This window comes from Variovorax durovernensis (genome assembly GCF_977011995.1).
This window is the reverse complement of record NZ_CDRNCW010000001.1, coordinates 3095073-3117289: the sequence shown is the minus strand read 5'-3', so window position 1 is coordinate 3117289 and position 22217 is coordinate 3095073. Positions and strand designations below refer to the sequence as shown.

General features: G+C 63.9%; 23 protein-coding genes, 2 tRNA genes and 1 pseudogene. 6 read left to right on the top strand and 20 right to left on the bottom strand.

Annotated elements, in window-relative coordinates:
- Positions 1 to 2 precede the first annotated feature (2 nt).
- The 4 genes from pstB to pstS are packed head-to-tail and all read right to left on the bottom strand — an operon-like array spanning position 3 to position 3828.
- Complete coding sequence (pstB, locus tag ACWV14_RS14825; protein WP_021007056.1) at positions 3 to 782, bottom strand: phosphate ABC transporter ATP-binding protein PstB; 780 nt, start codon at positions 780 to 782, stop codon at positions 3 to 5.
- A gap of 17 nt (positions 783 to 799) precedes the next feature.
- Positions 800 to 1684 carry a phosphate ABC transporter permease PstA gene (pstA, locus tag ACWV14_RS14820; RefSeq protein WP_081271676.1) on the bottom strand — a complete coding sequence of 295 codons (885 nt, stop codon included), beginning with the start codon at positions 1682 to 1684 and terminating at the stop codon, positions 800 to 802.
- A complete protein-coding gene (gene pstC, locus ACWV14_RS14815) occupies positions 1681 to 2763 on the bottom strand; it encodes a phosphate ABC transporter permease subunit PstC (RefSeq protein WP_422086411.1) in 1083 nt (360 codons plus the stop codon). The genes pstA and pstC overlap by 4 nt, the downstream gene beginning before the upstream one ends.
- 30 nt (positions 2764 to 2793) lie before the next feature.
- Positions 2794 to 3828, bottom strand: coding sequence for a phosphate ABC transporter substrate-binding protein PstS (gene pstS / locus ACWV14_RS14810; protein ID WP_422086410.1), 1035 nt, complete (start codon positions 3826 to 3828; stop codon positions 2794 to 2796).
- Between the two features lie 248 nt (positions 3829 to 4076).
- Between pstS and ACWV14_RS14805 the strand changes: the two genes are divergently transcribed.
- Complete coding sequence (locus ACWV14_RS14805; protein WP_454909276.1) at positions 4077 to 5597, top strand: Ppx/GppA phosphatase family protein; 1521 nt, start codon at positions 4077 to 4079, stop codon at positions 5595 to 5597.
- An 18-nt stretch (positions 5598 to 5615) separates the two neighbouring features.
- Here ACWV14_RS14805 and ACWV14_RS14800 read toward each other — a convergent pair whose 3' ends face one another.
- From ACWV14_RS14800 to ACWV14_RS14790, 3 genes are all read right to left on the bottom strand, one after another.
- The gene (locus ACWV14_RS14800; RefSeq protein WP_176928784.1) at positions 5616 to 6077 is read right to left on the bottom strand and encodes a SixA phosphatase family protein; all 462 of its coding nucleotides are present in this window, start codon (positions 6075 to 6077) and stop codon (positions 5616 to 5618) included.
- Positions 6078 to 6096: 19 nt separating this feature from the next.
- Entirely contained in the window at positions 6097 to 8235 is a 2139-nt protein-coding gene (gene ppk1, locus ACWV14_RS14795) for a polyphosphate kinase 1 (protein WP_454909275.1), read from the bottom strand.
- A gap of 179 nt (positions 8236 to 8414) precedes the next feature.
- A complete protein-coding gene (locus ACWV14_RS14790) occupies positions 8415 to 9299 on the bottom strand; it encodes a GNAT family N-acetyltransferase (RefSeq protein ID WP_454909274.1) in 885 nt (294 codons plus the stop codon).
- Between the two features lie 144 nt (positions 9300 to 9443).
- On the opposite strand from ACWV14_RS14790, the gene ACWV14_RS14785 reads away from it, so the two are divergent.
- Both ACWV14_RS14785 and ACWV14_RS14780 read left to right on the top strand, forming a co-directional pair.
- Positions 9444 to 11123 carry an FAD-dependent oxidoreductase gene (locus ACWV14_RS14785; RefSeq protein ID WP_454909273.1) on the top strand — a complete coding sequence of 560 codons (1680 nt, stop codon included), beginning with the start codon at positions 9444 to 9446 and terminating at the stop codon, positions 11121 to 11123.
- 29 nt (positions 11124 to 11152) lie between these two features.
- Positions 11153 to 11416: a UBP-type zinc finger domain-containing protein gene (locus ACWV14_RS14780; RefSeq protein ID WP_454909272.1), complete on the top strand. Its 264-nt coding sequence runs from the start codon at positions 11153 to 11155 to the stop codon at positions 11414 to 11416.
- 27 nt (positions 11417 to 11443) lie between these two features.
- Here ACWV14_RS14780 and ACWV14_RS14775 read toward each other — a convergent pair.
- From ACWV14_RS14775 to ACWV14_RS14730, 10 genes and pseudogenes are all read right to left on the bottom strand, one after another.
- Positions 11444 to 11752: pseudogene (locus tag ACWV14_RS14775) on the bottom strand (Arm DNA-binding domain-containing protein); the annotation flags it as partial.
- Positions 11718 to 11879, bottom strand: a complete 162-nt coding sequence (locus ACWV14_RS14770; protein ID WP_454909271.1) for a hypothetical protein — start codon at positions 11877 to 11879, stop codon at positions 11718 to 11720. The pseudogene ACWV14_RS14775 and the gene ACWV14_RS14770, both read right to left, overlap by 35 nt.
- A 68-nt stretch (positions 11880 to 11947) precedes the next feature.
- Complete coding sequence (locus ACWV14_RS14765) at positions 11948 to 13219, bottom strand: hypothetical protein (protein ID WP_454909270.1); 1272 nt, start codon at positions 13217 to 13219, stop codon at positions 11948 to 11950.
- Positions 13220 to 13937: 718 nt separating this feature from the next.
- Complete coding sequence (gene istB / locus ACWV14_RS14760; RefSeq protein WP_454901618.1) at positions 13938 to 14741, bottom strand: IS21-like element helper ATPase IstB; 804 nt, start codon at positions 14739 to 14741, stop codon at positions 13938 to 13940.
- Positions 14731 to 16320, bottom strand: coding sequence for an IS21 family transposase (gene istA, locus ACWV14_RS14755; RefSeq protein WP_454901620.1), 1590 nt, complete (start codon positions 16318 to 16320; stop codon positions 14731 to 14733). The genes istB and istA overlap by 11 nt, the downstream gene beginning before the upstream one ends.
- Before the next feature lie 433 nt (positions 16321 to 16753).
- A complete protein-coding gene (locus tag ACWV14_RS14750) occupies positions 16754 to 16987 on the bottom strand; it encodes a hypothetical protein (RefSeq protein WP_454909267.1) in 234 nt (77 codons plus the stop codon).
- Between the two features lie 159 nt (positions 16988 to 17146).
- Positions 17147 to 17599, bottom strand: coding sequence for a hypothetical protein (locus tag ACWV14_RS14745; RefSeq protein WP_454909266.1), 453 nt, complete (start codon positions 17597 to 17599; stop codon positions 17147 to 17149).
- 21 nt (positions 17600 to 17620) lie between these two features.
- Positions 17621 to 18085, bottom strand: coding sequence for a DUF1367 family protein (locus ACWV14_RS14740; protein ID WP_454909265.1), 465 nt, complete (start codon positions 18083 to 18085; stop codon positions 17621 to 17623).
- Complete coding sequence (locus tag ACWV14_RS14735) at positions 18082 to 18441, bottom strand: hypothetical protein (RefSeq protein ID WP_454909264.1); 360 nt, start codon at positions 18439 to 18441, stop codon at positions 18082 to 18084. The genes ACWV14_RS14740 and ACWV14_RS14735 overlap by 4 nt, the downstream gene beginning before the upstream one ends.
- Positions 18438 to 18680 carry a hypothetical protein gene (locus ACWV14_RS14730; RefSeq protein ID WP_454909263.1) on the bottom strand — a complete coding sequence of 81 codons (243 nt, stop codon included), beginning with the start codon at positions 18678 to 18680 and terminating at the stop codon, positions 18438 to 18440. Before ACWV14_RS14730 ends, ACWV14_RS14735 begins: the two co-directional genes overlap by 4 nt.
- 28 nt (positions 18681 to 18708) lie before the next feature.
- Here ACWV14_RS14730 and ACWV14_RS14725 point away from each other — a divergent pair, with 28 nt between their 5' ends.
- A complete protein-coding gene (locus tag ACWV14_RS14725; RefSeq protein WP_454909262.1) occupies positions 18709 to 18867 on the top strand; it encodes a hypothetical protein in 159 nt (52 codons plus the stop codon).
- Entirely contained in the window at positions 18864 to 19883 is a 1020-nt protein-coding gene (locus ACWV14_RS14720; protein WP_454909261.1) for a tyrosine-type recombinase/integrase, read from the top strand. Before ACWV14_RS14725 ends, ACWV14_RS14720 begins: the two co-directional genes overlap by 4 nt.
- A gap of 56 nt (positions 19884 to 19939) precedes the next feature.
- Here the strand turns inward: ACWV14_RS14720 and ACWV14_RS14715 are convergent.
- The 3 genes from ACWV14_RS14715 to ACWV14_RS14705 all read right to left on the bottom strand — a co-directional run bounded on the left by ACWV14_RS14715 (position 19940) and on the right by ACWV14_RS14705 (position 21034).
- Positions 19940 to 20016 (bottom strand) — tRNA-Arg (locus ACWV14_RS14715).
- A gap of 189 nt (positions 20017 to 20205) precedes the next feature.
- Positions 20206 to 20282, bottom strand: a tRNA-Pro gene (locus ACWV14_RS14710).
- 47 nt (positions 20283 to 20329) lie between these two features.
- Positions 20330 to 21034, bottom strand: coding sequence for a glutathione binding-like protein (locus tag ACWV14_RS14705; RefSeq protein WP_454909260.1), 705 nt, complete (start codon positions 21032 to 21034; stop codon positions 20330 to 20332).
- 209 nt (positions 21035 to 21243) lie between these two features.
- Between ACWV14_RS14705 and ACWV14_RS14700 the strand changes: the two genes are divergently transcribed.
- Complete coding sequence (locus ACWV14_RS14700) at positions 21244 to 22185, top strand: hypothetical protein (protein ID WP_454909259.1); 942 nt, start codon at positions 21244 to 21246, stop codon at positions 22183 to 22185.
- Positions 22186 to 22217: the final 32 nt, after the last annotated feature.

Below are 22217 nucleotides of genomic sequence, written 5' to 3'. Positions count from 1 at the left end.
CTTCAACCGAAGCGGCCGGTGATGTAGTCCTCGGTCTCCTTGCGCTGCGGCTTGAAGAACATCTGTTCGGTGGCGCCGAACTCGATCAGGTCGCCGAGGTACATGTAGGCGGTGTAGTCGCTGCAGCGGGCGGCCTGCTGCATGTTATGCGTCACGATGACCACCGTGTATTCGTTTTTCAGTTCCGCGATCAGCTCCTCGATCTTCGCGGTGGAGATCGGGTCGAGCGCCGAGCATGGCTCGTCTAGCAGCAGCACTTCGGGCTTGATGGCAATGCCGCGTGCAATGCACAGGCGCTGCTGCTGGCCGCCGGAGAGGCCCGAGCCGCTTTGCTGCAGCTTGTCGCGCACTTCGGTCCACAGGGCGGCCTTTTTCAGGGCCCACTCGACGCGGTCGTCCATTTCGCTGGCCGAGAGGTTCTCGAACAGCTTCACGCCGAAGGCGATGTTGTCGTAGATCGACATCGGGAACGGCGTGGGCTTCTGGAACACCATGCCGACCTTGGCGCGGATCAGAGCCACGTCCTGCTTGGACGTGAGCAGGTTCTCGCCGTCGAGGGCAATGGTGCCCTCGGCGCGCTGTTCGGGATAGAGCTCGAACATGCGGTTGAAGGTGCGCAGCAAGGTCGACTTGCCGCAGCCCGACGGACCGATGAAGGCCGTGACCTTATTTTCGGGGATCTCGAGGTTGATGCCCTTGAGCGCGTGGAACTTGCCGTAGTAGAAGTTCAGGTCCTTGACCGAAATCTTCGAGCGCGACGGTTGTGCGACGGTATTTGGCATGTTGGCGTCTTCTTGATTTAGTGTTTGTTGCGCGTCAGGACCCGCGCCAGGATATTGAGGGCGAGCACGGCGACGGTGATCAGGAACACGCCGGCCCAGGCCAGCTGTTGCCAGTTCTCGTACGGGCTCATTGCGAACTTGAAGATCGTGACCGGCAGGCTGGCCATCGGCTGGCTCACGTCGGCGGTCCAGAACTGGTTGTTCAACGCGGTGAAGAGCAGCGGCGCGGTTTCGCCGGCGATGCGCGCCACCGCCAGCAGCACACCGGTGACCACACCGGCGCGGGCGGCACGCAGCGTGATGCTGAGAATGACCTTCCACTTGGGCGTGCCGAGAGCGTAGGCCGCCTCGCGCAGGCCCGGTGGCACCAGCTGCAGCATGTTCTCGGTGGTACGGATCACGACCGGAATAACGATCAGCGCCAGAGCAAGGGCACCGGCCAGACCCGAGAAGGTCTTGAAGTAGGCCACCACCACGGCATAGACGAACAGGCCGATTACGATCGACGGCGCCGACAGCAGGATGTCGTTGACGAAGCGCGTTACCGAGGCCAGCCAGCCCTTGGGGTTGTACTCGGCCAGGTAGATGCCGGCCATGATGCCGATGGGCGTGCCCACGAAGGTGGCAAGCATCACCATCACGAAAGAACCGAAGATCGCATTCGCGATACCGCCCGCTTCGTTCGGCGGCGGGGTCATTTCGGTGAAGGTGGCAATGGCCAGGCCGCCGACGCCCTGGCGCAGCGTTTCCCAGAGGATCCAGACCAGCCAGAACACGCCGAAAGCCATTGCGGCAAGCGACAGCGTCAGCGCGATCTTGTTGACGCGGTTGCGCGAGGCGAACTTGGCCTGGCGCGTTTCGGCGAGCGCCTTGGCGCTCAGGAGGTTTTGCGCGGTGCTCACGACTTGGTTCCTTCGCTCTTCTTCATCTTGGCAAGCAGCATCTTCGACAGCGACAGCACGACGAAGGTAATGAAGAACAGCACGAGGCCGAGGTACATCAGCGCGGCCTGGTGCAGGCCCGCGCCGGCTTCGGCGAATTCGTTGGCGAGTGCCGAGGTGATGCTGTTGGCCGCCTCGAACACGGAAAGCGAGTTGAGCTGGTTCATGTTGCCGATCACGAACGTGACCGCCATCGTTTCACCCAGCGCCCGGCCTAGGCCGAGCATGATGCCGCCGATCACGCCGGCCTTGGTGTACGGCAGCACGACCTTGGAAACGACTTCCCAGGTGGTGGAACCCAGGCCATAGGCCGATTCCTTGAGCAGCGGCGGCGTCACTTCGAACACGTCGCGCATCACCGAAGCGATGAACGGGATGATCATGATCGCGAGGATGATGCCGGCCGACAGAATACCGATGCCCACGGGCGGGCCGGACACCAGGGCGCCGAGGTACGGCACGCCGGACAGCAGCTTCTGCAGCGGCTGCTGCACCCAGGTCGACAGGATCGGGCCGAACACCAGCAGGCCCCACATGCCGTAGACGATGGAAGGCACCGCCGCCAGCAGTTCGATGGCCGTACCCAACGGGCGCTTGAGCCAGTTGGGCGAAAGTTCAGTAAGGAAGAGTGCGATGCCGAAGCTCACCGGCACGGCGATCACCAGCGCGATGATCGAGGTGGCCAGCGTGCCGTAGATCATGACCAGGCCGCCGTACTCGTCCTTCACCGGGTCCCACACGCTGCTAGTGAGGAAGCCGAGGCCGTACTTGGAAATGGCGGGCCATGCGCCGACGATCAGCGACAACAGGATGCCGATGAGCATCGCAAGCGTCAGCAGCGCGGCGCCCTTGGCAGCCCAGCCGAACAAACGATCGGCCATCGGGCCGGAGCGCGGAGCCTTGACAGGGGGCGGAGGGGCGGTAACGCGGCCGCGCTCGGCCGCGAGGTCGAGTGAGGCGCCTGCGGCGGGAAAGGTGGATGACACGGGTCGCTCCGGCAAAGACGAAAGCGGCGCGTCCTCGAGCGAAGAATTGCTCATGGGCGCGCCGTTCTGGACTGATGGGTTGTTTTACTTGTAAGCGACGGCCTTGCCCGACGCATCCTTCACATCACCCCATGCCTTGGCGATGGATGCCTTCACGGCGTCAGGCATCGGCACGTAGTCGAGGTCGTCGGCCGTCTTGTCGCCGCTCTTGTAGGCCCAGTCGAAGAACTTCAGCACGGTGGTCGCGTTGGCGGGCTTGTCCTGCACCTTGTGCATCAGGATGAAAGTTGCGCCGGTGATCGGCCATGCGCCCTTGTCGGCCTGGTTGGTCAGCACCTGGTAGAAGGTCTTGTTCCAGTCGGCGCCGGCGGCGGCGGCCTTGAAGGCGGTGTCGTCAGGCGACACGAAGGTGCCGGCGGCGTTTTGCATTTGTGCGTACGTCATCTTGTTCTGCTTGACGTAGGCGTATTCGACGTAGCCGATCGAATTGGGCAGGCGGTTCACGAAAGCGGCGACGCCTTCGTTACCCTTGCCGCCCGCGCCGGTGGGCCAGTTCACGGCCGTGCCTTCGCCGACCTTGGTCTTCCACTCGGCGTTGACCTTGCTCAGGTAGTTGGTGAACAGGAAGCTGGTGCCCGAACCGTCGGCGCGGCGAACCGGAGCGATGGCGGCGTCAGGTAGAGCCAGCGAACCGTTCAGGGCCTTGATGGCGGGGTCGTTCCACTTGGTGATCTTGCCGAGGTAGATGTCGCCCAGGACCTGGCCGTTGAGCTTCAGTTCACCGGGCTTGATGCCCTGGATGTTGACCACGGGGATCACGCCGCCGATGACGGTGGGGAACTGCATCAGGCCCTTGGCTTGCAGTTCGTCGTCCTTCAGGGGAGCATCCGAAGCGCCGAAATCGACGGTCTTGGCTTCGATTTGCTTGATGCCGGCGCCCGAACCGACCGACTGGTAGTTGATCTTGACGCCGGTGGCCTTGTTGAAATCGGAAGCCCACTTGGCGTACAGCGGTGCCGGGAAGCTGGCGCCAGCGCCGGTAACGTCTTGTGCGAATGCGGGAATGGTGAACATCGCGGCCAGGAGGCCGGCGGTTGCAAATTTGAACGTCGTTTTCATGAAGCTTCCTTTAGAAGTAAGAAGTAGTCCCTTTCGGGCTTGGGACGGACTCTAAAAAGCTTCTGTGACATCAATATGACACCCCTCTGTCGAGGGAAAATGACGGCAATCCTGCAGTGACTTGTGTGACGCTGTCACATAACCGTCATGCACTGCGCCTAGCCTCCAACCCCTGCCGTGATGAGACTTGAGGGCGGCGCGTTCTGTCACGGCGCTACGATCCAGAGAACCGCCCTCTTCACTACAAAATGCAAAACGGCACCCGCCTCGCAGCGGTCGATCTGGGTTCGAACAGCTTCAGGCTGGAAATCGGACAGGTCGACCATGGTCAGATTCATCGCACCGAATATCTCAAGGAGACGGTGCGCCAGGGCAACGGCCTCGACAGCGCGCGCAACCTCACCACCGAGGCCATGCAGCGCGGCTGGGACGCGCTCGCCCGCTTCGGCGAGCGCCTGGCGGGCTTCAAGCGCTCACAGGTCCGGGCCGTCGCCACCCAGACATTGCGCGAGGCACGCAACCGCGAAGAGTTCTTGCTGCGCGCGCGCACCATTCTGGGTTTCGGGATCGACGTGATCCCGGGACGCGAAGAAGCCCGCCTGATCTATCAGGGAGTGGCGCACATGTTGCCGCACACCGATGCGTCAGACAGCGAACGCCGCCTGGTCGTCGACATCGGCGGGCGCTCCACCGAAATGATCATCGGCCACGCGCTGGAGGCCGACCGCATGGAGTCGTATCGCGTCGGCAGCGTGGCCTGGTCGATGAAGCATTTCGGCGAAGGCCTGTTCACCCCCACCGCCTTCCGCGCGGCCGAGGTGGCCGCCAAGGCCGTGCTGGACGACGCGCTCGCCACTTACACCCGCGACCAATGGGACGTGGCCTACGGCGCCTCCGGCACCATTGGCGCGGTCGGTGACGTACTGGCTGCGGCCGGAGGCGAGCCCGGTCTCGTCACGCGCGAAGGCCTCGACTGGCTGCTCGACCGCCTGCTCAAGGCCGGCAGCGCCGACAAGCTACGCATGGACGGCATGCGCGAAGACCGCAAGGCCGTCATCGGCGGTGGTGTCAGCGTGCTGCGTGCTGTGTTCGAACTTCTCGACATCCAGGAAATGAAGGTTGCACAGGGCGCACTGCGCCACGGCGTGCTGTACGAATTGCTGGAACGCGACGAAAGCGTAGCCGACATGCGTACCGCCACGGTCGCACGGCTGGCCAACCGCTTCACCGTCGATGCCGCACAGGCCAAGCGCGTGGGCGACACGGCAGCCAGCTTGTTCCTGCAACTCGCCCCGGCGGCCCGCGGAGGAAACAACTCGAACCGTGCCGGCCGTGCGTTGCGCAAGTTGGGCTGGGCGGCGCAATTGCACGAGATCGGCACACAGATCTCGCACAGCGACTACCACAAGCACGGCGCCTACATCCTCGACAACGCCGACGCTCCCGGCTTTGCAGTGAACGAAATGCACGCGCTCGGCCAGCTGGTGCTGGGTCAACGCGGCAAACTGCGCAAGCTAGAGGCGGCACTGGACGACGAGACCTTCGTGATGCAGCTGCTGTCGCTGCGGCTCGCAATCATCTTGTGCCATGCGCGGCGCGATCCCGATCCCCAGGCACTGCACCTGGCGGCGCTGGGCGCCCGGGCCTTCACGATCGCCTGCGCGCCAGACTGGGCCGAGGCCTATCCGCAATCGGCCCACCTGTTGCGGGAAGAAGTGCTGGCCTGGCAGAAGACCAGCAGTTGGCGCGTCGAACTCAGCGGCTGCTGAGCCGCGCCAACTCCACGCTCAGAGCAATTCCGGCGACTGCACCGTCACCACGACGGTCTGTACGTCGCCGTCGCGCTCACGCGTGCGGATCCACCAGAGCGCGCCCTTGCGCACAGGGCAGCTGTCCTGCTTGAGGCCCAGCAGCAGCGAAATCGCCTGCCCTACCGACGGCTGGTGGCCGATCATCAGCACCACCGACTTGCCGTTGGGCCAGCCGGCCGCGCCGAGCAACGCCTCGGCCGTTGTGTCGGGTGCCAGCTCGGAGCGAAGCTTGTATTTGCGGCCCAGCGCAAGAGCGGTCTGCTCGCAGCGCCGCGCGGGGCTGCAGATGATGCGCGTGCCGTCCGGCAACTGACGGTCGAGCCAGGTCGCCATGCGCTTGGCCTGCTTCTCGCCGCGCGCTGTGAGGGAGCGCTGCATGTCGTCGCAACCCTCGGTCCAGTCCTCGGCTTCGGCGTGGCGCCAGAAGATCAAGTCCATGGTCATCGTCTTTCGGTCTTCAGTTGCCGGATGCATCCCGGATGTGTCCTCGGGATGCATAGCGATTCATCAGCGCTGCCTGCGCGCCGTGCGCCTCGATCACGCGGGAAGCACCCGCCTCGCCCGAATGCGTGTCGTGGTCGACGCGGGTGTAGATGCCATCGCCGCCCAGATCCCAGGCGTCGCGTCCATCGTGCAGATAAGCCACCAGGCATTCGTCGATCAGGCGCTGGCGCAGGCCCGGGTCGGTCACGGGCCAGGCGAGCTCGATGCGCCGCATCATGTTGCGGTTCATCCAGTCGGCGCTCGACAGGTAGAGAGATTCGTCTTCGCCGTTGCGGAAGTAGAAGACCCGCGAATGTTCGAGGAAGCGCCCGATCACCGAGCGCACGCGAATGTTGTCGGTCAACCCCGGCACCTGCGCCGGCAGCGTGCAGGCACCGCGCACGATCAGGTCGATCTTCACGCCCTTCTGTCCTGCGCGAACCAGCGCGGCGATGATTTCCTCGTCGGTCAGCGCATTCATCTTGGCGACGATGCGTGTCGGCTGTCCGGCTAAGGCGGCCACGCCCAGCGCGTCGATCTGGGTGACAAGGTTCTTGTGCAGGTCGAACGGCGCCAGCCACATGCGGTTGAGCTTGGGCAGCCGGCTCTGGCTCGCCAGGTGGACGAACACGGTCTCCATGTCGGCCGTCAGCAGCGGGTCGGCCGTGAGATGGCTGATGTCGGTGTAGAGCTTGGCGGTGCGCGGGTTGTAGTTGCCGGTGGAAAGATGGCCATAGCGGCGCATCTGCTTTCCCTCGCGGCGAGTCACCAGCAGCATCTTGGCGTGGGTCTTCAGGCCGACCACGCCATACACCACCTGCGCGCCGATCGACTCGAGCATTTCAGCCCAGTTGATGTTGGCTTCTTCGTCGAAGCGCGCCTTCAGTTCCACCACCACCGTGACTTCCTTGCCACGGCGCACCGCTTCGCGCAAAAGATCCATCAGCACCGAATCGGCACCGGTGCGGTAGATGGTCTGCTTGATCGCCAGCACCTGGGGATCGAGCACCGCCTCGCGCAGGAACGCGAGCACGCCATCAAAGCTCTCGAAGGGCTGATGGATCAACACATCACTGCGCTGCAGCCGATCGAAGAACGACTGCGACGGCGACAGCGTGACCGGGTACGACGCCGGATACGGCGGAAAGCGCAGCTTGGGCTCGTCGAGCAGGTCCGCCAGCTGCGTGAACCGGGCCAGGTTCACCGGCCCGTGCACCCGGTACAGCGCCTGCGGCGGCAGGTTGAACTGCGCAAGCAGGAAGCTCGCAAGCGACTCGGCGCAGCTCGCCGACACCTCGAGCCGCACGGCCTGACCGTAGTGCCGATGCTGCAAGCCCTGGCGCAAGGCGGTGCGCAGGTTCTTGACGTCTTCCTCGTCCACCGCGAGGTCGGAATGCCGCGTGACGCGGAATTGCGAGAAGTCGCCCACCTCGCGGCCCGGAAACATGCTCGACAGGTGCGCCCGCACCACGCTCGACAGCGCCACGAACAGCGTCTTGCCATCCGACACCTTGGCAGGCATCTTGATCAGGCGCGGCAACACACGCGGCACCTTCACGATCTGGATCGGGTTCTCGCGCCCGAAGGCGTCTTTGCCCCCCAGCCTCACGATGAAGTTGAGCGACTTGTTCGCCACCTGCGGGAACGGATGGGCCGGGTCCAGCCCGACGGGAATCAGCAGCGGACGCACTTCGCGCTCGAAATACTCGCTGACCCACTTGCGTTGCGCCGGATTGCGTTCGCCGTGCGAAATGATGTGGATGCCGTGCGTGGCAAAAGTCGGCATCAGCTCGTCGTTGTACAGCGCGTACTGGCGCGCCACGAGCGTGTGAGCCGCCTCTGCCAGCCGCTCGAACGATTCGACGGTGTAAGTGCCCTTGTGGTCGCCGGCGCTGCCCGCGATCAGGTGTGGCGCGGCACGGACTTCGAAGAATTCGTCGAGATTCGACGAAACGATACAAAGGTAGCGCAGCCGTTCGATGAGTGGCACTTCAGTCCGATGGGCCCAGTCGAGCACGCGCTCGTTGAATGACAGGATGCTGTGATCGCGGTCCAGCAGCGTGAACGTGGGCGCAGCGACGTCGAGTGACGGATCTGCGGGGTCGGATTGCATAGGCACTGATTCTGGAGCAAGCGGCACAGGAGAACGTGTAGGCGGAAATATGACAGTGTCATCCGCGCTTGTGTCAGTTGCGTGACATTCTCGTGACGCCTCCGTGCCGGCTGCTGTGGAGTCCGCAGTCCCATCGGAAGAAGCGAGCGGCCCCGGTTCGGGCCGGGTAGCCGCCGGCTTCATGCGCCCAGGAAGTGCTTGCGGTAACGCGCAGGCAGATCGTCGATGCGCATCAGCATCGGCAGGTCGGCGGCATTGAAGTCCGGGTCCCAGGCCGGAGCGCCGAGCACCTTGGCACCCAGGCGCAGGTAACCCTTGATGAGCGCCGGCGGCTCCACGTCGAGCGTGCTGTCCAGCCGCTCGACCGGCAGCGGAAGGCGCGGCTGCACCTGATATTGGATCGGCGCCATGTGGCTGGCCGACACCTGGCGCCAGATGCTGGCGGCGGCGTCGCCGTTGGTCACGCCGTTGTGCGACATGGGAATGCTCGCGCAGCCGATCATGGTGTCGAGCTTGTTGCGGTGCATAAAGCCGGCCAAGGCACCCCATAGCGCGAGGATCACACCGCCCTGGCGGTGCTCGGGGTGCACGCAGCTGCGGCCCAGCTCGACCATGCGCTCGCGCAGGTCGCGCAGGCGGGTGAGGTCGAATTCAGTATCGCTGTAGGTGCTGCCGACGCGGCGGGCCTGAGCTGGCGTCAGCACGCGATAGGTGCCGATGACTTGCTGCGTCAGTTCGTCGCGGACCAGCAGGTGTTCGCAGAAATCATCGAACAGGTCGATGTCGTGGCCGGCCAGCGGCGACGACACGCGGGCGCCCATCTCGCCGACGAACACGTCGTAACGCAGGCGTTGCGCGGCGCGCACATCATCAAGGTGGCGGGCCCAGCCCACAGTGATGCCTTGGCGGGTTTCTGTGGCTGGAGGAAGAATGACGGCAGGCGCCTGGGGCACCGAGGTGCGGACAGTGGCGGTGGTCGAACCACCGACAGCGGGAGCGGGCCACAAGGCCGCGCGCAGCCCGATCTGCGAAAGCGGAAACGTCGGGTTGGGCAGTTCTTTCATGGGGAACCCTTTCTGCCGAGGGAGTCTCCGCACCTGCCATGAAGCCGGCATGTCAGGAACATTTCAGACACATGACGGCAGTGCAGCCCCTCCAGCGCACTTCGTCGTCTAATGCGGTGGACTCGCGAAAAGGAGCGTTCACGCATGGCCACCGACGTACGCGGCACCGACAACGGCCGCCTCCAGCAGACCTTTCCCGTGCTCAGTGACACCGAGATTGCGCGTATTGCGCGTTTCGGCACCGTGCAACAGTTCGCGCGCGGTGCGCGGCTCTTCACCGCCGGCGAAACCGGCCCCGGCATGTTCGTGCTGCTCAAGGGCGTCGTGGCGGTCACGCAACGCGATGGGCTCGGCCACGTCGTGCCCATCGTGCGGCAGGGACCGGGAGAGTTCCTGGCCGAGGTCGGCCAACTGAGCGGCCGCCCTGCCCTGGTCGACGGACATGCCGATGAAGATGTCGAAGTGCTGCTCGTGCCGCCAGCGCAACTGCGCGCGCTGCTGGTCGCCGAAGCCGACCTTGGCGAGCGCATTACGCGCGCGCTCATCCTGCGACGCGTGGCGCTGATCGAATCCGGCGCGAGCGGACCAGTGCTGATCGGCCCGCCGCAGTCGCCCGACATGGCGCGGCTGGAGAATTTTCTTCGGCGCAATGGCTACCCCTATCACCTGGTCGACGCTGACGAAGACCCCGACGCCGCCGCGCTCATCGCGCAGTACGGCGCTGGCAAGCTGCTGGCGGTGTGTCCAGACGGCTCCGTGCTGGTGAACCCCACCGACGACGCGCTGGCGCGGTGCCTGGGCATGGTCGACACCGCCGAGCGCGACGAGTTGTACGACGTGGCCGTGGTCGGCGCCGGACCGGCCGGCCTGGCTACCGCCGTGTATGCGGCCTCCGAAGGCCTGCGCGTGATCGTGCTCGATTGCCGCGCTTTCGGCGGCCAGGCCGGCGCCAGCGCACGCATCGAGAACTATCTGGGCTTTCCGACCGGCATCTCGGGCCAGGCACTCGCAGGCCGTGCCTTCGTGCAGGCACAGAAGTTCGGCGTCGAGATGCTGATCCCCGCCAAGGTGACATCGCTGGACTGCTCGCGCGACAACCCGCAAGAAAGCCTGCGCGTTTCGCTGGCCGACGGCCGCACCATCAACGCGCGCACCGTGGTGATTGCCAGCGGCGCGCGCTACCGGCGACCCGCCGTGCCGCGCTTGGCCGAATTCGAGGGTCGCGGCATCTGGTACTGGGCTTCGGCCATCGAAGCGAAGATTTGCGCGCAACAGGAAGTGGCGCTGGTCGGCGGCGGCAACTCCGCCGGACAGGCCGCGGTGTTCCTGTCACGCCATGCGGCCAAGGTGAACGTGCTGGTGCGCGGGCCTTCGCTCGCGGCCAGCATGTCGCGCTACCTCATCGACCGCATCGAAGCCACGCCCAACATCTCGCTGCAACCGCACACAGAACTGGTCCGCCTGCACGGCGGATCGGACGAAGGCCTCACGGGTGCGACGTGGCGCTGCCACACATCGGGCGACGAGCACGACTGCCCTGCCCGCAACATCTTCCTCTTCGTGGGCGCGGAGCCCGAGACGTCGTGGCTCGAAGGCTGCGGCGTGTCGGTCGACAAGCACGGCTTCGTGCTGACCGGCGCGGCGGCGAGCAGCGGCTTCCCGGCTCGGCCGGCGACCGCGCTCGAGTCCAGCGTGCCTGGCGTGTTCGCCGTGGGCGATGTTCGATCGGGCTCCGTCAAGCGCGTCGGCGGCGCCATCGGCGAAGGCGCCGCTGCGGTGGCGCTCATTCATCAACACCTGTCGCAGGCCACCACTGCAGCCTGATAGACACCGAGCTACAAAGGAGCTGTTTCGTGCCCATCAAACCCTGTGACCACGTGCCTGCCGACATCGCGCAGCCGCACACTCTGCGCGGCTGTGAAGACTGCTTGAAGACGGGCGACACCTGGGTCCACTTACGCCTGTGCGTGCACTGCGGCCACGTGGGTTGCTGCGACTCCTCGAAGAACCGGCATGCGACGAAGCATTCGCATGCGGAGCAACATCCGGTGATCCAGTCGATCGAGCCTGGGGAAGACTGGATGTGGTGCAACGTGCATGAGAGGCAGGTTGGCTGACGTGGTCATGCTCCTGCTGGCCTCGGGGTAACTGCCCAGCGCCAGGCGCTTTTCCTGGCCTTCGAAGCGGTACTTCCAGAACCAGCGTCGAGAGGCGCTGGCCTTGATCTGCGAGTAGAGTCCTCTGGAGAATGCGCTTCTACAGAGGGAAGATGAGTGATTGTGGTGCCTTGAGGGGCTTCGTGAATCACTGAAATGGCCCCGGAGGGGATTGAAGGGCGAGCTGCAGGGTGCACCAGCCCTTGATTCCTCCGATTGGAGTGCCAAACGTTCCCCCGTCTGTTCCCCCGCGCAAAAGGTACTAAGCCGCCACGACTGCCGTCGCAGGCCCCGCATCGAACAGTTCGACTGGCGCCACCTTCAACATCGTCTGGGCCTCCTCGACCGTGCAGGTCAGCCAGCGGTCGAAGTCATGCACCTCGAGCGCGATCACCGAGCGCTTGTCCTGCTGATCGGGTGACATCGCTCGCAGGCGCTCGTCACGCCAGAGATCGTGCGCCAAGACGGGCCGCTTTACGCGGCCCGTGCCCATCAGAAGTTCTTCAACGTATCCAACTGCTCCTGCGTCAGGCCGCGCTGGTAGGCGAACTGGGTCCGGAAGTTATTGGCGATGTCTGCGACTGCGGCGTCCACGGCCGTGGCCTTGGCGGTGATGTCGGTGGCAGCGACTCCGGTAGCTATGCCCGTCAGCACGATGAAGTTGATCAGCGTGACGGTTCCGCCTGCCGGCACCGAGATGTTGAAGGTAAAGCTCACATCGTCCGAGCCATCGGATACGTCCAGCGCCGACGTCGACTGGTAGGTCGTGCTGTCCACCGCGCCGAAAACGAAACCGATGTCACGGTCTGACCTGTAACCGCTATCCCAAGTCGTGAGCCCCTTCAGGGGCGCGCCCGGCGTGGGATAGATGAAGCCTCCACCGTCCGAGCCCAGGTTGCTGAAATAGGTCACCTTGGCCACGATGGGTGACGCGGTCGCGTTGTGGAACACGTCGGTGAATCGACCCCATAGCTGGTTGGGCTGGGCGAAGAAGCTGCGCTGCACCTCAAGGCCGCTCACCGTACGAACGCCCGAGCGCAAGTTCTGCGACACCGGGTCATCGCTCACGCGCCAACCCGTGCCCTGCGCCTCAAAGTCGCCGTTAACGACGAATTCGGTGTTGGCCGAATCCTTGACAGACACGTTGTCGATGGTGGAGCCGCGGTTGCCAACCCGCTGCTCGAACGACAGCACCACGGTCTGCCCGCCGAACTGCGTGAGCGAGGCTGAACCCCATGTTCCAGTGGCCCCGCTCCCGTCTCTCCTGTAGAGCGTAGTCAGCAGCGCGCCCGCGGTATCGCGCACCACCACCTGACCGAACTGTGTGGGATCGGAAAAACTATTGCTACTTGAAGAGCCTTCGTTGCCGGTCCAGGACAACGAAATTCCGCCGGCCGCAGAGCCAAGGTTCAAGGTTTGCTGCAAGCGCACGTCGACGCCCGGATGCAGGTAGGCGTAGCCCCCAGTGGCGTTACTCGCGAAATTCGGATCCGAGCTGAAGGAGACCGACAGTACGCCATCCGCAGCTTTAAAAGCTGGGCTCAGTGCCGTGAGCTCGCCGAAGACTTGGTCACTAGCAAAGGACTCGCTCACCCCGCCCACGTCGACCGACAACAGCAGCCCACCATCGAACTGGTCGTAGCCACCGTCGTTAAGCGAGAAGTCTGAACTCAAATCCCAGAAATTGGCCTGCCCCGGCGCTACGGGACTACCGGTGAGCGCTGCAAGGGTCTGCTGGAACTTCGTAATCGCAGGTAGCGTCACGGGCGTCCCCAGTTCAGGGCCACTCGGGGGCGGCGGTGCGACAGGCGGCGGAGCCGCCGGTGGTGGTGGCGGCGGCGTGGCCGGGGCAGGCGGCGCAGCGGCAATAGGTGGAAAGGCAAATCCGCCACTTCCGCCACCGCCACCGCCACCGCCGCATCCGGCCAGCACGGCCGCACCCATCATCGTCAGAGAAAATTTTCTACGGTCCAAAACTGTTGCTCCAAGGTCAAAAACGATCGTTCGCGCATGAATTGCTACAAATAAATGTCAGATGTAACAAAAGCACACAAGGGGAGCGATTGAATCCGAGTGGGGGCGGTTGCGACATCCCCTGAATTGGGTAAAGCACACCGTTTCGACCAAAACCGCGCGCCTGTCTAAGGCGTCATGCCAAGAACGAAGCGGGGCGTTCGGCCGGGAAGGCAGCGCCTCAGGTCAACCGGACCGGGCGGGCCATTTGGCATGCTGCCCTGTTTGGCGGCCGAATACAGGGAGTTGGAGCAACGATTGAAGACGAGCTCATCGCAATGGCTCGTCAGACGGGTGAGCTCGGCCCTGACGAGCCGATGCGCCCCACCTTACGCGACTTCGCTGACCACGTCGCCGGCCGCTGCGCGCGCATCGGCGATCTGTACCTAGACTGGGTGTTGAGTTCCATGGAATCCTGACCCGCGATTTCCATCGAATATTGACCCACCCTCTTTGCGAGCCAGCCGGCTCACGGTGTGGATAAGTTCTTGGCTTTCTCCTTTTTAGGTTGGACTGCTTGAACGGGTTGAGCCGAGCTGTGCTTGAAGCGGAAGCTGTCGTTTCCGGTCTCCAGAATATGGCAGTGATGCGTGAGCCGGTCCAGCAACGCCGTCGTCATCTTCGCGTCGCCGAAGACGCTGGCCCACTCGCTGAAGCTCAAGTTGGTTGTGATCACCACGCTCGTGCGTTCGTAGAGTTTGGACAGCAGATGGAACAACAGCGCGCCACCTGATGCGCTGAACGGCAGGTAGCCCAGTTCATCGAGCACCACCATGTCCGCGTACATCAGTCGGTGCGCGATGTGGCCGGGATTGCCACTGGCCTTCTCTTGCTCGAGTGCGTTGACCAGTTCTACCGTCGAGAAGAAGCGCACCCGGCGGTGTTGGTGCTCGATGGCCTGCACGCCCAGCGCCGTGGCGATGTGGGTCTTGCCGGTGCCCGGACCGCCCACGAGCACCACGTTCTGCGCATCGTCCATGAACTCGCATCGGTGTAGCTGACGCACCAGCGCCTCGTTGACCTCGCTGTTGGCGAAGTCGAAGCCAGCGAGATCGCGATAGGCTGGGAAGCGAGCGAGCTTCAACTGGTAGGCCACCGAGCGTACCTCCCGCTCGGCTGTCTCTGCCTTTAGCAACTGCGAGAGCATCGGTTGGGCCGCCTCGAAGGCCGGCGATCCCTGCTCGGCCAGCTCCGCGACGGCCTGGGCCATGCCGTGCATCTTGAGTTCGCGCAGCATGATCACGATGGCGCCGCTGGCAGGGTCATGTCGCATGGCGCACCTCCTGGCTACTCGACTTGGAGTTCAGCGGCCCGCGCAGGCCGCCAGCAGCGCTGGCACGCCCCCGGAGCGTGTCGTAGCGCAGCACATCGGCCTTCGGCTCGTTCATCAGGCGCAGTGCCTGCGGTGCCGTGACAGGCGCCGGCGCAATGGGCTTGGCATCGAGCAGTCGGTGCAGCACATTCAGCACATGAGTCTTGCTGGCCACGCCGGCTTCCAGCGCCAGTTCGACCGCGGTCAGCACTGCCTGCTCGTCGTGGTGCAGCACCAGCGCCAGGATCTCCACCATCTCGCGGTCTCCGCCTGGCTGCTTCAGCAGCGCGGCCTGCAGCCGCCGGAAGCCCTGCGGCAGCTCGCTGAAGGGCGCTCCGTTCCTGAGCGCTCCTGGCTTGCGTTGCAGCACTGCCAGGTAGTGCCTCCAGTCGTAGACGGTCTGACCTGCGGTGTCGTGGCGACGGTCAATGATGCGCGTGTGCTCGCACACGATCTGGCCCTCGGCCGCCACGACGAGGCGTTCGGCGTACACGCGCAGGCTCACTGGCCGGTTCGCGTAGGAGGCCGGAACGCTGTAACGGTTGCGCTCGAAGTGCACCAGGCAGGTGGGCGAGACGCGCTTGGTGTGTTCCACGAAACCATCGAAGGGTCTGGGGATCTGCAACAGTAGTGGCCGTTCCTGCGCCCAGACATCGGCTACGGTCCCTGGCAGCTTGCCGTGGACGATCTCGCCCCACAGCGCCTTGCAGCGGTCCTCCAGCCAGTCGTTGAGCAGCGCCAGCGTGGCGAACGCCGGCACAGGTTGCCACAACCGGTGGCGCGCATCACGCACGTTCTTCTCGACCTGGCCCTTCTCCCAGCCCGAGGCCGGGTTGCAGAACTCGGCCTCGAACAGGTAGTGACTGACCATGGCGCTGAAGCGCGCGTTGATGTCGCGCTCCTTGCCGCGGCGTACCTTGTCCACGGCGGTCTTCATGTTGTCGTAGATGCCGCGCCGAGGCACGCCCCCGAGTACCTCGAAGGCCCGGTTGTGCGCATCGAACAGCATCTCGTGGGTCTGCAACAGGTAGGCGCGCACGATGAACGCACGGCTGTGGCTGAGCTTGAAGTGCGCCACCTGCAGCTTGGTGCGTTCACCAGCGATGACGGCCCAGTCCTCGCTCCAGTCGAACTGGAATGCCTCGCCGGGACCGAAGGCCAGAGGCACGAAGGTGCCGCGCCCGGTCGTCTGCTGGACCTCGTGGAGATGCGCATGCCACGCTCGTGCAAAGGCCGCCACGCGGTTGTAGGAGCCCTGGTAGCCCAGCGCCACCAGATCGGCGTGCATCTGCTTGAGCGTGCGCCGCTGCTTGCGTGACTTAGACGCCTCGCTCTTGAGCCAGCCGCCGAGCTTCTCGGCGAACGCGTCGAGCTTGCTCGGGCTGATGCGCTTCGCGTAGCTGGGCGCCGCCTCGCCCTCGCGAAGGTACTTGCGGATGGTGTTGCGAGACAAGCCCGTGCGCCGGGCTATCTCTCGGATGGACAGTTGCTCTCGCAGTGCCCAACGCCTGATGACACTCAGTGTCGCCACGTCAATCACTCCTGTGCTCCTGCTGCTAAAAGCAGCAGGTTAGGGTTATCACGTGGGTCAGATTTAGATGGAAATCACCGGGCCAAGTGGGTCACTTCTGGATGGAAATCAACACCCAGGCGTCGCGGTGCTAGACCGCAACGTTCTATTGGCCCTGCTAACCGCCGCCGTTTACCTCATCGTGAGAGGCCTAGACAATGTGCATCAGGGCTGGAAGGCCGAGAGACCTGACCCTGTAGTGAACATGATTGCGAAACGCCTTAAAAAATCTCGCCTCGCACCTTCCGAACAGCAAGCACCCTAGCTACGACGAATCTGTCGAAGCGGGACTAGACGCCCAGGCGCCACCTATCTGGTCGCGGGGAAGAGTACTTGGATTTCCACACGAGCCCCCAGTGACAAAGAGACCCCGAAGGGCCCACTCCGCTTGTAAGGTCGTCTATTAGCCCGTGCGTCCTTTTTTCTGCGCTCGTTCGAGACGTTCAGCACGCTCGCGCTGCTCGGCACGCTCACGCCTCTCCTGGACGATTCGATCATTCTTGATCTTCTCGCCCTGCGCCTTCGCCATCGACTCGCGTGCGGCACGCTCCGATGCTTCACGCGGAGTTTCAGCCACAGCTGACACGCTCAATACAGCGAGCGCCAGGGCAACAACATTTCGAAGAACATATTGCATTGCTCATTCCTCTTCGCGGACTGTCCGCTTGATTACGCTATCAAGCATGCAAGCCTCTGGGAATCGCTAATTTTCGGTATTGCACAACGTGCGATGCGGGCGTACGGATGCCTGAGCAAGGCGAACCAATGATTCAATAGAGGCGGTGGGAACGACCAGCTAAAGCCGCGGCAGCGCGGTTGGCCAGTCGCCGGCGGCGATGATGACAGCACGGGTCTGCGCGGCGTAGCATGCCTCCAGTTCCCGGCGCTCCTCCCGCGTGAGCGTTCCCGTGCTGCCGATCAGGTGGTGGCAGCCGGCGCTATCCCCATGCGGGCCGCAACCCGGCCAGCCGCGGCGGGAATCGGTCTTTATGCCCATGCCCTTCCCTTCGTCCGAGTGGCAGAACTGGGTGTAGCCCTCAATGCCGCAGTGCGCGCACGGCAGCTGGCGCACCAAGCGCTTGTAGCCCTCGTGCTCGATGACGCCCTCCTTCGGTTGCGCGAACACCGGTTCGTTGGCCGGCGTGGCGTAGCGCACCGTGCGCTCGAGCGGCTTGGCCACCGGTTTCACACGTGCCGGGGCGGTGCCGGGCTCGGGCTGGGCGCGGCGCGGCCATGCGGAGCGCTTCATGGGCGTGCGCTTCACCTCTTCTCAAACTCCAGCCGCCAGCAATCCACCGCCCAGTAGCTGCGCTCGTCGCCCAGGTGCGGCCACAGCACGCGGCGCGCGCGGCTCCCACATGAAGGCGTCGACGCGGCGGTGAACCTCTGTGAAGTCGACCTCTTCCAGCGTCACCCAGTCCATCGACTGCGGCACGGCCACGAGCTGCCCGTCGGTGCCGGGGATGTAGTGGCAGTAGCCCGCGCCCACCAGCAGCCACATGCGCAGGTCATCCTCGGTGTCGAAGGTCTCCTGGCGCGCGTGCAGCTCGCGCAGCTTCGCGAAGAACAGGCGGTGGTGCTTCGGGCTGCGCGGCAGCCGGTAGTCGAATTGCAGCGTAGCGCCGATGGGCAGCGCCTCGATGGCGCGCTTGAACTTCGAGAACTGGCGTTGGCCACGGTCGCCCATGCCGACGAGCTTGCCGTCCTCGGCTCGGTAGAGAACGACGCTGCTCATGGCGTTGGCACCACGTGGATCTCGCATGCCCAATCGGCGCCGGCCCGCTGGCCGTACTCCCATTGGATCGTGCCGCCATCGGCATCGTCGCGGCCCAGCCACGCCGCAACCTGGTCGCGCACTGCCTTCATGCTGCCCCGCAGGTTGTCGCCGTCCAGCTGGATCCACCGGGTTGCCGACGGCACGGACACGCGCACCAGCAGCACGCGCACCGCGCCGGCGGGCGGCTTCTTGCCGTTGAGGTGCCATTGCACCGCACCGCGCTCGGACTGCACGCGGCGGTGCCGGGCCATGTAGTGCTCGCGATCGTTCAGCCCGCGGCCGAGCTGGAGCGGGACGGTGAGGTGGAGGGTCATAGGCTGTCGTGGAAGTACTTGCGTTTGGCAAGGCCTCGGCGCCCCTTCTGGAGCGCGGGCACCTTGCATTCGGGTTCGATGAACGGCGGCGGGTGCTTGATGCCGCGCGCTGCCAGGTGGGCATCCAGTCGCTGCAGCACGTCGCCATGCCAGTCGGGGCAGCTCTTTGCCAACTCGCCCGCGGCCCAACGGGCATAGCCAACGCTGGTGGCCGCGATCCGCACGTAGTGCTGGAACATCACCGGCTATCAGCAGGCCAACAAGCAGTTGGCTGAGCTGTTGCGCCAAGGCTTCTATCGGGCACGCCGCTCTCCAGTGGACGGCTACGTGATCCTCGAACGCACCCACTACGACGCGATTTGCTCCGGCGGCGGCAAGGCGGCCAACGACCCGACGGTCCGGCAGCCGAAGGTGCGCACGCGATGAGCCGAGACCTTCCGCCGCGGGTGTACCTCAAGGATGGCTCCTACTGGCATGTCGCCGCCATTGGCAAGACCCGCAAATGGACGAAGTTGTGTCGCGAGCGCGAAGGCCTTCCCGCGATGTATCTTGCGCTTGGCAAGCTGACGGCCGACAAGGGCTTAGACGACATGGTGCCGAAGCTGGTCGCCGACTGGAAGGAAGAGGTCGGCAAGGATCGTGAGAAGCGCACGCGCGACGACGACGCATTCCGCCTGCGCGAGATTTCCGATGCCTTCGCCGAATTCCGAGCCGCGCAGGTTAAGACGCCTGACGTAATGGAGTTCCTCAAGCGCTTCAAGGCGACGCCGCGCACGTACAACGCCTATCGGTCGATGCTCAGGGAGTTGATGCGCTTCGCCGAAGAAAAGGGCTTCCGCCCCGAGGGCTCGAATCCCACCGGGGCGGTGAAGCAGATGAGCATCGCCGCGCGAAACCGCTACATCACCGACAGCGAACTTCGCCGAATAAAGGTGGCTGCGCTGAAGGGGAAGGACGGGCTGGAAACCCGCTCCGGCCCGATGATCTGCGCCTTGATCGACCTGGCGTACCTGACAGGCCAGCGCGTCGGCGACCTGCTGGCGCTGGAATGGTCAGCCATCGGAAGAGACGGCATCACGTTCAAGCCCGCCAAGGTGGCCAAGACGACCAAGGCTGCAATCCTGATCGAATGGACACCGCGGTTGCGGGAAGTCATCGAGCGCGTGAAGAAGATCAAGCGCACGAACATCCGCTTCGTCATCGCCAACCAGGAGGGGCGCCCCTACAAGTACCACGGCGTGCGCATAGCGTGGGATCGGGCGCTGGAACGCGCGGGCATCGAAGATGCGCATTTCCATGACCTTCGCGCCAAGGCGCTGACGGACAAGGACCGAGCGCAAGGCATGGGCGCCGCGCGCACCATGGGAGGGCATTCGACGGAGCATCAGACCGCCGACTACGTGCGCCACAAGACGGCGAAAAAGACCTCGGCGACTCGCTGAAAAGCGGTTTTCGGCCTGCCTTGGTTAGAGAAAACTGCTGTGGTTAGAGACTGAAATGGCCTGCCCGGAGGGGATCGAACCCCCGACAACCTGCTTAGAAGGCAGGTGCTCTATCCAACTGAGCTACGGGCAGATGCGAGCCGGAGAGAACCCTGGAGAATCAACGACTTAGACGTCTTTGTTTCCGGGCCGGCAGCGGCGGAGATTCTACCCAGTTCCGTACTTCGCCCCGCGTGACAACAACGCCACCGATTCGGCGCTCTTCATGAGCCGAAACGAAAAATGCACACAGCCCGTGAAGACTGTGTGCATTTCGATTTTTTGGTCGGGGCGAAAGGATTCGAACCTTCGACCCTCTGGTCCCAAACCAGATGCGCTACCAGGCTGCGCTACACCCCGACAAGCCTTCTATTCTAGCCCGGATATTGGCCCATTCCTGAAGTTTCTCAGCGTTTCTCGTACTGGGTCTTGCCGAAAAGGATCTCGCGCTCCTTGTCGCCGGTGATCGGCTGGCGCAGATCGGCCAGCACTTTCACGCCGCGTTGCACCGCGGGACGCGCCGCGATGCCGTCGAACCAGGCCTTCAGGTGCGGGAAGTCGGTAAGCGTGATGCCCTGGTTTTCCCAGCTGCGCAGCCACGGAAAGATTGCGATGTCGGCAATCGAATAGCTCTTGCCGGCAATGAACTTGTTCTTCGACAACTGCTTGTCGATCACGCCGTAGATGCGCTTGGCTTCATTCGTGTAGCGGTCGATCGCATAGGCGATCTTCTCGGGCGCGTACATGCGGAAGTGGTGAGCCTGGCCGAGCATGGGGCCGACGCCACCCATCTGGAACATGAGCCACTGCAGCACGTCATAGCGCTCCCGATCGCTTGCCGGCAACAGCTTGCCGGTCTTGCCCGCCAGGTAGACCAGGATGGCGCCCGACTCGAAAAGCGAGATCGGCTTGCCATCCGGACCGTCTGGGTCGGTGATGGCGGGGATCTTGTTGTTGGGGCTGATCTGCAGGAAGTCGGGCGCGAACTGGTCGCCCTTGCCGATGTTCACGGGGTGCGCGTGGTACGGCAGGCCGCATTCCTGGAGCATGATGTGAATCTTGTGGCCGTTCGGCGTGGGCCAGGAATAGACCTCGATGGGCTGTGCAGACATATGTCTCGGGCTCCGGTGGATGTGATGCGAGCCGGCAGCATATACGCGGGCATCCGACCGCGTGCGTGGCCGGGAATTAGCACCTGCCGCGGCACGGCGCGCAGTTTCGGATGGCTCTTTGCACCTTGCCGTGCGAGAGACAGCGGGCCGGTTTTCCTGTTCAATCGCAAGAATCCTAACCATCCATCGCGGCGGCGGTGCCTACTTTCATGCCAGGTCTGACTGCAATCGATCTCAAGCTGCAAGCATTGCGTCGAGACCGCTATACGAGAAGCGACCTGGACGACTATCTGTTCGACGCGCTGCCCACGCTTGCGGAATGGCAGCACGCCACGGCGGCAAAGACAGGTTCACGAGGCAAGACATCCAATCCGGAAATTCTGCAGATCGATGCGGAGCTTCTGAATTACCGAAACATCGCAAGAGGAAGCCGCGCCACGGCCATCCGGAAGATCGGTGAAATCATTGCGCGATGGCGACTGAGGCGCGGACAGAATGCCCAGAACAGCCTGCGCCTTGGTGCAATGGATGCGATGGAAGAGATCGTCACCATCCTCTGCGACACCGTGGTCTATGACCGCGCAAAGTGGCTGCTTCTTCAGGACTACACATCGGCCTACCCCGACAGGATTCCGGGTGGTTTCTCGGAAAACGGAAAGACGGTTCAAAGACTTCGCAAATCCTTGATCGAGGAGTTTTCGAACATGGGGAGCGCGGCGCGCGTGAATGACTCCATGAACGAGGCCGACAAAAGGATCGTGCAGGCCTACGGCCTGAAGCCAGGCGCGGACTTCCATGGGGGCGCCGCGTGCTTCAGTGCGGCGACATGGGCCGCGCAGCACATCGCCGGCGAAATCACCAGCTACTGCAACAAGCGCACAACGTACAAGATTTCCGAGCCACAGGTCGAACGAAACAGCAACGACACCCACCGGTATGTCATCGACAAGAATGGCGTCATCATCGATCCGACCTGGCGGCAATTCTTTCGTGGCTCACAGCTTGGCGGTACACCAGCGATCTTTGCAGGCAAGCTGAACGATCTGGTCGAGATCGCGTTGGACGCCAAGCTGGACACCGGCAAGCTTGCCGCCATCTACAGTGGAAAGAGTGCGAGCAAGCAAGCTGAAGACTCATCGAAAGAGTCTTGATTCCGCCCCAACATCCGGCAATGGCCGTCAGC